Source organism: Stenotrophomonas sp. 05L44_2, assembly GCF_056665995.1.
Genome location: NZ_JBFTNR010000847.1, coordinates 1 through 1,614, shown reverse-complemented (window position 1 = coordinate 1,614; position 1,614 = coordinate 1). Strand labels below are relative to the sequence as shown.

General features: G+C 68.9%; 2 protein-coding genes. One reads left to right on the top strand and one right to left on the bottom strand.

The features are described 5' to 3' along the window. Positions 1-638 (top strand): glycerophosphodiester phosphodiesterase family protein (locus AC1VAN_RS21260; RefSeq protein ID WP_480986686.1); only part of this gene is annotated, 638 nt, incomplete at its 5' end. A gap of 195 nt (positions 639-833) precedes the next feature. Here AC1VAN_RS21260 and AC1VAN_RS21255 read toward each other — a convergent pair. Beyond that, positions 834-1,604, bottom strand: a complete 771-nt coding sequence (locus AC1VAN_RS21255) for a rhomboid family intramembrane serine protease (protein ID WP_032978492.1) — start codon at positions 1,602-1,604, stop codon at positions 834-836. Positions 1,605-1,614 lie beyond the last annotated feature (10 nt).

Genomic DNA, 1,614 nt, shown 5'->3' with positions numbered 1-1,614 from the left:
GTCGTGCCAACCGTGGCATCGGCTTGGTGCCGGAGATCAAGCACCCGACCTACTTCCAGTCGATCGGCCTGCCGATGGAAGACACGCTGCTGGCCGCGCTGCGCGGCAACGCCTATACCAACGTCGGCCCSGTCACCATCCAGTCGTTCGAGACGGCCAACCTGCGCTACCTGCGCGGCAAGATCCCGCGTGGCAGCAACATCCGCCTGTTGCAGCTGCTGTGGAAGGGCGATACCCAGCCGGCCGACATCGCCAAGGCCGGCGGCGCGCTGACCTATGCGCAGATGATGACCCCGGCGGGGCTGAAGGACATCGCGGCCTATGCCGACGGCATAGGCCCGGAGCTGCGCTCGATCATCCCGCTGGATGCCAACGGTGCGCTGGGCACGCCGACGGCGCTGGTGCGCGATGCGCACGCGGTGGGCCTGATGGTGATTCCGTACACCTTCCGCCCGGAGAACCACTTCCAGGCCAGCAACCTGCGCAAGGGCGCGGACAATGCGCGCAACGCGGAGGGGTCGATCGCGGAGATGCGTGCCTACCTGGCAACCGGCATCGATGCCTTCTTCACCGATGACCCGGCATTGGGCCGGCAGGCGGTGGATGGAACGGGCGCGGCGGCGAACGCGGCGAACTGACCCGCTCTGTAGATGCCAACCTTGGTTGGCACGCGGTCGCAGCAGGAAGCATGGGAACGCCGGACGCATGAGCGCCGACCAAGGTCGGCGACTACCGGAACGCGAGAATGCGGCGCCCAGGGTCAGAGCCCCTTCGGGGATCCGACCTCGACACGCTTAGGAGCTTGCCGGCCATCGGCCGGCACTACCGTTGCATCACGAGCGCGGGTCTTCCGGCCGGCGGAACGGGATCACCACATAGTCCTGCCCTTCGCGCGGCTGCCACAGCACCGGCACGCGCTGCGGCGACGGCGGCTCGAGTTCGTCATCGGCCAGCGGCTCGACCTCGTCTTCCTCGTCCTCCCAGCTGTAACGCGGGCGCGGCGGCAGCGGGTCGGCGTTGCGGAACAGCAGTGCGGCGATGATGCCGGCGAAGGCTCCGCCCATGTGCGACTGCCAGGACACACCGTCGGCATGCGGCAGCACGGTCATCAACATGCCGCCGTAGAACAGCATGCCGATCAGCCCGGTGGCGATCGCCGCGCGGTCGCGGCGCAGCAGGCCAAGGCTGGCCAGCAGGAACATCAGGCCGTGGGTGACGCCACTGGCGCCGAGATGGAAGCTGCCGGGGTTGCCGAGCATCCACGCACCGATGCCCGAGCCCAGCCACAGCAGGGGCAGTGCACGCAGCGTGGCTTTGGGATAGACGCTGCCGGCCAGGGTGCCGAGGATCAGGATGGCGAAGCTGTTGGCGGCAATGTGTTCGACCGAGCCATGCAGCAGCGGTCCGCCGATCAGGCCGAGCAGGCCCTTGGCTTCCAGCGGTGCGACCGCCCAGGGCCGCCAGTCGAAATGGTCCTGCAGGGCGAACACGGCCACCAGCACCAGCACGGCGGCCAGGCTGGCATTGAAGGCGCGCAGGATGCGCGTGCGGTCGTTGCGGGCGGCCGGCGCGTCGCCGGCGGGCAGGGGCGCGTTCGTGTTCATACCCTCAGCA